The organism is Aquibium carbonis, from assembly GCF_003970795.1.
In the GTDB taxonomy this organism is placed as follows: Bacteria; Pseudomonadota; Alphaproteobacteria; order Rhizobiales; family Rhizobiaceae; genus Aquibium; species Aquibium carbonis.
Map to the genome: position 1 here is coordinate 76,573 of NZ_RWKW01000001.1, position 7,197 is coordinate 83,769.

9 protein-coding genes are annotated in these 7,197 nt (G+C 67.0%); all 9 read left to right on the forward strand.

What is annotated here, in order from left to right:
- Window positions 1–29 precede the first annotated feature (29 nt).
- A complete protein-coding gene (locus tag EJC49_RS00365; protein WP_126697462.1) occupies window positions 30–443 on the forward strand; it encodes a VOC family protein in 414 nt (137 codons plus the stop codon).
- Complete coding sequence (gene rdgB, locus EJC49_RS00370) at window positions 440–1,087, forward strand: RdgB/HAM1 family non-canonical purine NTP pyrophosphatase (RefSeq protein WP_126697463.1); 648 nt, start codon at window positions 440–442, stop codon at window positions 1,085–1,087. The genes EJC49_RS00365 and rdgB overlap by 4 nt, the downstream gene beginning before the upstream one ends.
- The gene (gene hemW / locus EJC49_RS00375) at window positions 1,084–2,286 is read left to right on the forward strand and encodes a radical SAM family heme chaperone HemW (protein WP_425358782.1); all 1,203 of its coding nucleotides are present in this window, start codon (window positions 1,084–1,086) and stop codon (window positions 2,284–2,286) included. Before rdgB ends, hemW begins: the two co-directional genes overlap by 4 nt.
- 89 nt (window positions 2,287–2,375) lie before the next feature.
- A complete protein-coding gene (locus EJC49_RS00380) occupies window positions 2,376–2,645 on the forward strand; it encodes a type II toxin-antitoxin system Phd/YefM family antitoxin (protein WP_126697464.1) in 270 nt (89 codons plus the stop codon).
- Window positions 2,642–3,067, forward strand: a complete 426-nt coding sequence (locus EJC49_RS00385; RefSeq protein ID WP_126697465.1) for a type II toxin-antitoxin system VapC family toxin — start codon at window positions 2,642–2,644, stop codon at window positions 3,065–3,067. The genes EJC49_RS00380 and EJC49_RS00385 overlap by 4 nt, the downstream gene beginning before the upstream one ends.
- The gene (rsmI, locus tag EJC49_RS00390; RefSeq protein WP_245453200.1) at window positions 3,064–3,969 is read left to right on the forward strand and encodes a 16S rRNA (cytidine(1402)-2'-O)-methyltransferase; all 906 of its coding nucleotides are present in this window, start codon (window positions 3,064–3,066) and stop codon (window positions 3,967–3,969) included. Before EJC49_RS00385 ends, rsmI begins: the two co-directional genes overlap by 4 nt.
- On the forward strand, window positions 3,959–4,336 hold the full coding sequence (locus tag EJC49_RS00395; RefSeq protein WP_126697466.1) for a YraN family protein: 378 nt from the start codon (window positions 3,959–3,961) through the stop codon (window positions 4,334–4,336). Before rsmI ends, EJC49_RS00395 begins: the two co-directional genes overlap by 11 nt.
- A 75-nt stretch (window positions 4,337–4,411) precedes the next feature.
- Complete coding sequence (locus EJC49_RS00400) at window positions 4,412–5,245, forward strand: cyclase family protein (RefSeq protein WP_126697467.1); 834 nt, start codon at window positions 4,412–4,414, stop codon at window positions 5,243–5,245.
- Window positions 5,246–5,344: 99 nt separating this feature from the next.
- Window positions 5,345–6,955, forward strand: coding sequence for a GMC family oxidoreductase (locus tag EJC49_RS00405; protein ID WP_126697468.1), 1,611 nt, complete (start codon window positions 5,345–5,347; stop codon window positions 6,953–6,955).
- Window positions 6,956–7,197 lie beyond the last annotated feature (242 nt).

The window sequence follows — 7,197 nt, forward strand, 5'->3', positions numbered from 1 at the left end:
CACGACCGCAAAGGGACAGGAAACGGGACATGACGCCGACGGCGATCCTCGAATCCGCGCTCTATGTCACCGATCTCGACCTGGCCGAGGCGTTCTACGCCGACGTGCTCTGCCTGGAGCGGGTCACGAAGGTGGACGACCGCCACGTCTTCTTCCGTTGCGGTCACGGCGTGCTGCTGCTGTTCCAGCCGAATGCCACGGTGGTGCCACCGGCGCCCGACGCCAGGCTGCCCGTACCGCCCCACGGCATGCGCGGCGAGGGTCATCTCTGCTTTGCCGCCTCCGCCGAGGAGATTGAGCGCTGGAAAGCGCGACTCCAGGCCCTGGATGTCGTGATCGAGGCCGACTTCGAATGGCCGCAGGGCGGCCGATCCATCTATTTCCGCGATCCATCCGGCAATTCGCTGGAATTCGCCGAACCACGCATATGGGGCATCGAATGAACGCACTGGCCGGCCGCAAGATCGTCATTGCCAGCCACAATGCGGGCAAGCTGCGGGAATTCGCCGATCTGATGGAGCCGTTCGGCATCGAGGCGAAATCGGCGAAGGACTACGGCCTGCCCGAGCCCGACGAAACCGGCACCACCTTCGAGGAAAACGCTTACATCAAGGCGCTCGCGGCGGCGACGGCGACCGGTCTTCCGGCGCTGTCGGATGATTCCGGCCTTTGCGTCGACGTGCTGGGCGGTGCGCCCGGTGTCTACACCGCCGACTGGGCACAGAAGCCCGACGGCACCCGCGATTTCGCTATGGCGATGGAAAGGACCGAGAAGCTGATGGCCGAGAAAGGCGCGCTGGATCCTGCGCGGCGCACCGGTCGTTTCGTTGCGGTCATCTGCCTTTGCATGCCCGATGGTACCGCCGAGTATTTCCGCGGCGAGGCCGAAGGCCGGCTCGTCTGGCCGCCGCGCGGCACCGACGGATTCGGCTATGATCCTGTTTTCCAGCCAGCGGGGTTCGACGTCACCTTCGGCGAAATGACAGCGCAGGAGAAGCACGGCTGGAAGCCGGGACAGGACACCGCATTGTCCCATCGGGCCCGTGCCTTCCAGAAATTCGCCCGGGCGAAGCTGGGGTCGGCATGACGGTCCTGGGCTTCCGCGCCATGCCCGACGACGGCCGAATGCTCCAGGACGACCGGTCACCGGGCTTCGGCGTTTACGTGCACTGGCCCTTCTGTGCCGCGAAGTGCCCCTATTGCGATTTCAACTCGCACGTTCGCCACCAGCCACCGGACCAGGCGCGCTTCGCACGTGCCTTCGAGACCGAGCTTGCATCGATGCGGGCGCAGTCAGGACCCCGCACGGTGACCAGCGTCTTCCTCGGCGGAGGCACGCCCTCGCTGATGGAACCCAGGACGGTCGGCGCGATCCTCGACGCCATCGCCGCGAACTGGACGGTGCCGTCCGGCATCGAGGTGACGCTGGAGGCCAACCCGTCGTCGGTCGAGGCGGAGCGCTTTCGCGGCTACCGGGCGGCCGGGGTCAACCGCGTCTCGCTCGGCGTGCAGGCGCTGAATGACCGAGACCTGAAGTTCCTCGGGCGGCTCCACAATGTCGAGGAAGCGCTGAAAGCGATCGAGCTTGCCCGCGCGACGTTCCCGCGCCTCTCTTTCGACCTGATCTATGCCCGTCCGGGCCAGACGCTGGATGGCTGGGAAACCGAATTGCGCCAGGCGATCGACTACGCTGCCGACCATCTGTCGCTCTACCAACTCACCATCGAGGAGGGCACGCCGTTCTTTGCACTGCATGCGGCGAAGAAGTTCCTGATACCGGATGCCGATACGGCGGCCGATCTCTACCAGTTGACGCAGGAGGTGACCGCCGCGCACGGGCTTCCGGCCTACGAAATCTCCAATCATGCGAAACCGGGCGCCGAAAGCCGGCACAACCTGACCTACTGGCGCTATGGCGAATATGTCGGTGTCGGTCCCGGGGCGCATGGCCGCTTCATCGCCGAGGGCACGCGGACTGTGACCATGGCCGAGCGCCATCCCGAGCGCTGGCTGGCGCTGGTCGAGCAGCAGGGACACGGCGTGGCCGATGGAGAGGAACTGACGCGCGACGAAGAGGCCGACGAGTTCCTGCTTATGGGGCTACGGCTGGTCGAAGGCCTCGACCTCGTGCGCTACACCGAACTCGCCGGGCGCCCGCTGCCGCAGGAGCGTATCGACATCCTGCAGAGCGAAGGCCTCGTGGCCCCCATCGGCAATTCGCGCCTGCGAGCGACGCCGGCCGGCATGATCGTGCTCGACGCCGTGGTGGCGGACCTGGCGCGGTAGGGACTGGGCGTTGCCGCCAAGGTGAATGGTCACTATAGTCAACATGGTCATTCCGATCCGTCGTTGACGACCGTGGAGTGAGAGATCGAATGGGCAAGACCGCGAACGACGACCTGGACGTCTGGACGCTCGCCACTGCGAAGGCCCGTCTGTCGGAGGTCGTCGAGCGCGCGCAGGATGGTCCCCAGATGGTGACCCGGAATGGCAAGCCGGCGGCAGTCATCGTCTCCGCCGAGGAATGGAAGCGGAAGACGCAGAGGAAGGGCAATCTGGCCGAGTTTCTTCTCGCCTCGCCACTCCGCGGACAGGATCTCGATTTCGCGCGGCTGGACGACCAGCCTCGTGATCTTGAGCCTTGAGCTATCTCCTAGACACGAATGTCCTGTCTGAACCCTTGCGGTCGCAGCCCTCGCCAGTCGTCGTGCGCTGGCTTGAGGAACTGGACGAGGACCGGGCCTACGTCAGCGTGATCACGCTGGCCGAGATACGCCGCGGCGCCCTGTTGCTCGCACCGGGGCGCCGCCGCGAAACACTCATGAACTGGGTCGACGAAGACCTCCGCAGCCGGTTCGTCGGCCGGATCGCGCCAGTCGATGCCGAGGTGGCCGATCGCTGGTCCGAAGTCATGGCTGCCCGCCGATCCAAAGGCCAAGGCCTTGGTGTGATGGACGGGTTCATCGCCGCAACAGCCCTCGTGCGCGGACTGACGGTCGTAACTAGGAACGTCAGGGATTTCGCCTTTCTAGGTGACGGTGTCATCAACCCGTGGGGAACCCCGTGACAGAGCCGCGTCATCCCACCTTCCTGATCCATCAGACCGTCATCCCCGCACGGCCGCTGGAGCCGGCGCTATATCTCGTGGCGACGCCGATCGGCAATCTGGGCGACGTCACATTGCGCGCGCTGGAGACGCTGGCGGCCGTCGACATCGTCGCCTGCGAAGATACCCGCGTCAGCCGCGTGCTGCTCGACCGCTACGGCATCCGGCAGAAGCTGACGGCCTATCATGAGCACAATGCCGAGGTGGCGGGGCCACGGCTGCTCGCGGATCTTGCGGAGGGAAAGGCCGTGGCGCTGATTTCCGACGCCGGGACGCCGCTCGTCTCCGATCCAGGCTACCGGCTGGTCGGCGAGGTCATCGCGGCCGGCTTCCGCGTCGTGCCGATCCCCGGCGCCTCGGCGATGCTGGCCGCGCTGACGGCGAGCGGCCTGCCATCGGACGCTTTCTTCTTCGCCGGTTTCCTGCCGGCCCGGGATGGCCAGCGCCGCAACCGCCTCGATGCAGTGAAGGCGGTGCCTGGCACGCTGATCTTCTATGAATCACCGAACCGGGTGGCCGACAGCCTCGCCGCCATGCGTGACGTGCTGGGCGGCGAGCGCGAGGCGGTTGTCTGCCGCGAACTGACCAAGACCTTCGAGGAAATGCGACGCGGCAACCTTGCCACGCTCGCCGAGCACTATGACGGCGCGCCCACGCCCAGGGGCGAGATCGTCGTCTGCGTCGCACCGCCGGGCGAACCGGCCAAGGAGACGCCCGAGGATATCGACCGATTGCTTCTTTCGCTCGCCGCCGAAATGCCGACTTCCAAGGCCGCCGGCGAGGCTGCCCGCATGACCGGACAATCCAGGCAAACGCTGTACCGGAGGCTCCTTGAGTTGAAGGAAGAGGGCGGTGGCAGCTGACGGGCGGGACCGACGCTCACGCGCCTACCGCAAGGGCCATCGCGGCGAGTGGGTGGCCGCGCTCGCCCTGATGCTCAAGGGCTACCGCATCGTCGCCCGACGCCATCGCACCAAGCTCGGCGAAATCGACCTGATCGCGCGTCGCGGCGACGTGGTCGCCATCGTCGAGGTCAAGGCGCGCGCGACCCTGATCCAGGCCATGGATGCCGTCGGCTTCGAGGCGCAGCGCCGTATCGAAGGCGCCGCCGACCTGTGGCTGTCCAGGCAGCCCGACGCCGCCCGCCTGTCGATCCGCTTCGACATCGTGGCGGTGCTTCCCCGGCGTTGGCCCGTGCATGTCGAGAATGCCTTCCAGGGCCGCAACTGACCCTTGCGTGGCAAGCGACGGCGGAGTCATTCTGCTCCAGATGCGGCCAAATCGATAACCTGCGGAGTATTCAGAATGTGCCATCATTGCGTGATCGACGGCGTGAAGAAAAGCATGCTCTCGCGACGTGACTTCTTCAAGGGAACGGCCCTGGCCGCCGGAGCGGCCGCCATCGGTGCGGCTGCCGCGCCCCAGCCATTGTTCGCCCAGGCGACGATGCCGACCAAGGCCGAGGACCTGACCCACGAACTCTACGACATGTTCCCGACCTTCTTCGGAGAACAGCAGGTCTTCTACGATCAGAAGTTCAACTACGCGGAGCACAAGTTCAACCTGTTCGAGCTGCGCGTGAACGAGCACACCGGCACCCACATCGACGCGCCGCTGCATTTTTCGGAGGACGGCCGTTCGGTGGCCGAGATCCCCGTCGGCGACCTTGTCTGCCCGCTGGTCGTCGTCGACATCCGCGCCAAGGCGGCCGACAATGCCGACGCCCAGGTGACGCCCGACGACATCAAGGCCTGGACGGACGCGAACGGCGACCTGCCGGCCGGCGCCTGCGTGGCCATGCTGTCGGGCTGGGGCCAGCATGTCGCGACCGAGAAGTTCCGCAATGTCGGCGCGGACGGCAAGACCATGCACTTCCCGGGCTTCCACATCGAGGCAGCGCAGATGCTGATGGAATCGGCTTCGGGCGTGAAGGGCATGGCCGTCGACACGCTGTCGCTCGATTTCGGCCAATCGCCCGATTTCGCGGTCCACTACGCTTGGCTGCCCTCGGGACGCTGGGGGCTGGAATGCGTTGCCAATCTCGAAGCCATGCCAGCGGCCGGCGGCACGATCGTCGTCGGCGCGCCGAAGGTGCGCGGTGGCACGGGAGGACCGTCGCGCGTCTTCGGCATGGCCTGAGAGCCCGTTCGGAAACCCCGTCCCGATCCCTCTGGACAAGCGCCTCGCGGGGCGCTTGTCTCGATGTGCCGTAGAGAGGGCGCGGCAGGGGGGACGGCCATGACATACGACTACCTGATCGCCGGCGGGGGATCGGCCGGGGCAACACTGGCAGCCCGACTGTCGGAGGATCCATCCGTCTCGGTCTGCCTGATCGAGGCCGGAGGCGAGGGACGCGACCTGCTGGTCCGCGTCCCGGCAGGCGTGGCGGCCATGCTGCCCGGGCGCCCAACGAGGATCAACAACTGGTGCTTCGAGACCGTTCCGCAGCCGGGGCTCGGCGGTCGAAAAGGCTATCAACCGCGCGGCAAGGCGCTCGGCGGGTCGAGCGCGATCAACGCCATGCTCTACGTTCGTGGCCACCCGTCCGACTATGACGACTGGGCGAACCTCGGCTGCGAGGGCTGGAGCTGGAACGATGTCCTGCCGTGGTTCCGCAAGGCGGAGGGCAACAGTCGGGGCGCGGATGAGCGGCACGGCGCGGACGGACCGCTGAAAGTACGCGACCAGGCGAGCCCGCGCGCGGTCAGCCAGGCCTTCGTCGAAGCCTGTGGCAGGCTCCAGATCCGTCGCAACGACGATTTCAACGGGGCAGAGCAGGAAGGCGCCGGTCTCTACCAGGTCACGCAGTTCTTCGACGGACCGAACAGGGGCGAGCGCTGTTCGGCGGCGGCCGCCTATCTGCATCCGGCGATGGTCCGGCCCAACCTCACGGTGATCACCGGCGCTCACGTCACCCGCATCGCGCTCGACGGCCGGCGCGCCACCGGCCTGCACTATCGACGCGGCGGCAGGAACGAACGGGTGGAGGCGCGGCGCGAGGTGATCGTTTCGGCCGGTGCCTTCGGCTCGCCGCAACTGCTGCTCCTGTCCGGCATCGGCCCGGCCGACGAGTTGCAGAGCCACGGCCTCGCGATCACGCACGAATTGCCCGGTGTCGGCCGCAACCTCCAGGACCATCTCGACTTCACGGTCTCGTGGAAATCGCGCCGGACCGATCTCTTTGGCGTCGGACTGCGCGGCGGCCTCGCCCTCGCCGGCCAGGTCGGGGCCTGGCGCCGGGACGGCTCGGGCCATCTGGCCTCGCCGATAGCCGAGGCCGGCGCCTTCGTGAAATCGAACCCGGCGCTCGACCGGCCGGACCTGCAGCTGCATTTCTGCGCCGGCATCGTCGACGATCACACCCGCAAGATCCGGCTCGGCTTCGGCTTCTCCAGCCATGTCTGCGTGCTGCGGCCCTTCTCGCGCGGCACGGTGGGGCTGCTGGATGCCGACCCGCTGTCGGCGCCCCGCATCGATCCCGCCTTCCTGTCGGACGAGCGCGACGCCGACCTGCTGCTGAAGGGCGCGAAGCTGATGCGCGACATCATCGCCGCAGAGCCGCTGGCGCCCTATCGGCACAAGGAACTCTACATCGACGGACAGGTGTCCGACGCCGTGCTTACGGACCACATCCGTGCCCGTGCCGACACGATCTACCATCCGGTCGGCACCTGCCGGATGGGCGTCGACGACGAGGCCGTCACCGATCCGCAGTTGCGGGTGCGCGGCATGCAAGGCCTGCGCGTCGTCGATGCCTCGGTCATGCCGACGCTGATCGGCGGCAACACCAACGCGCCGACGATCATGATCGCGGAAAAGGCGGCGGCGCTGATCAGGGAGACGGCGTGAAAGATGGGTGACGCTTGGGCACCGTTTGCCTGGTTTAGCGCGACGACGATTTGCAAGGGTCGTTGCTTGCGGCCCGAATAGGGCCGATCGTCCCCTTGTTCCAAACGCCCGCGCGCCGCGTGACGGTGTCTTTACCGTCCGGCTCGTCGGATCCGACAGGGAGAAGGCGACTGGAGAAACGGCGCGCTATGACGTGTCGGGCGCCTGGTGCGGCCAGCCGCCGGGCGTGCCGAGGCCGATAC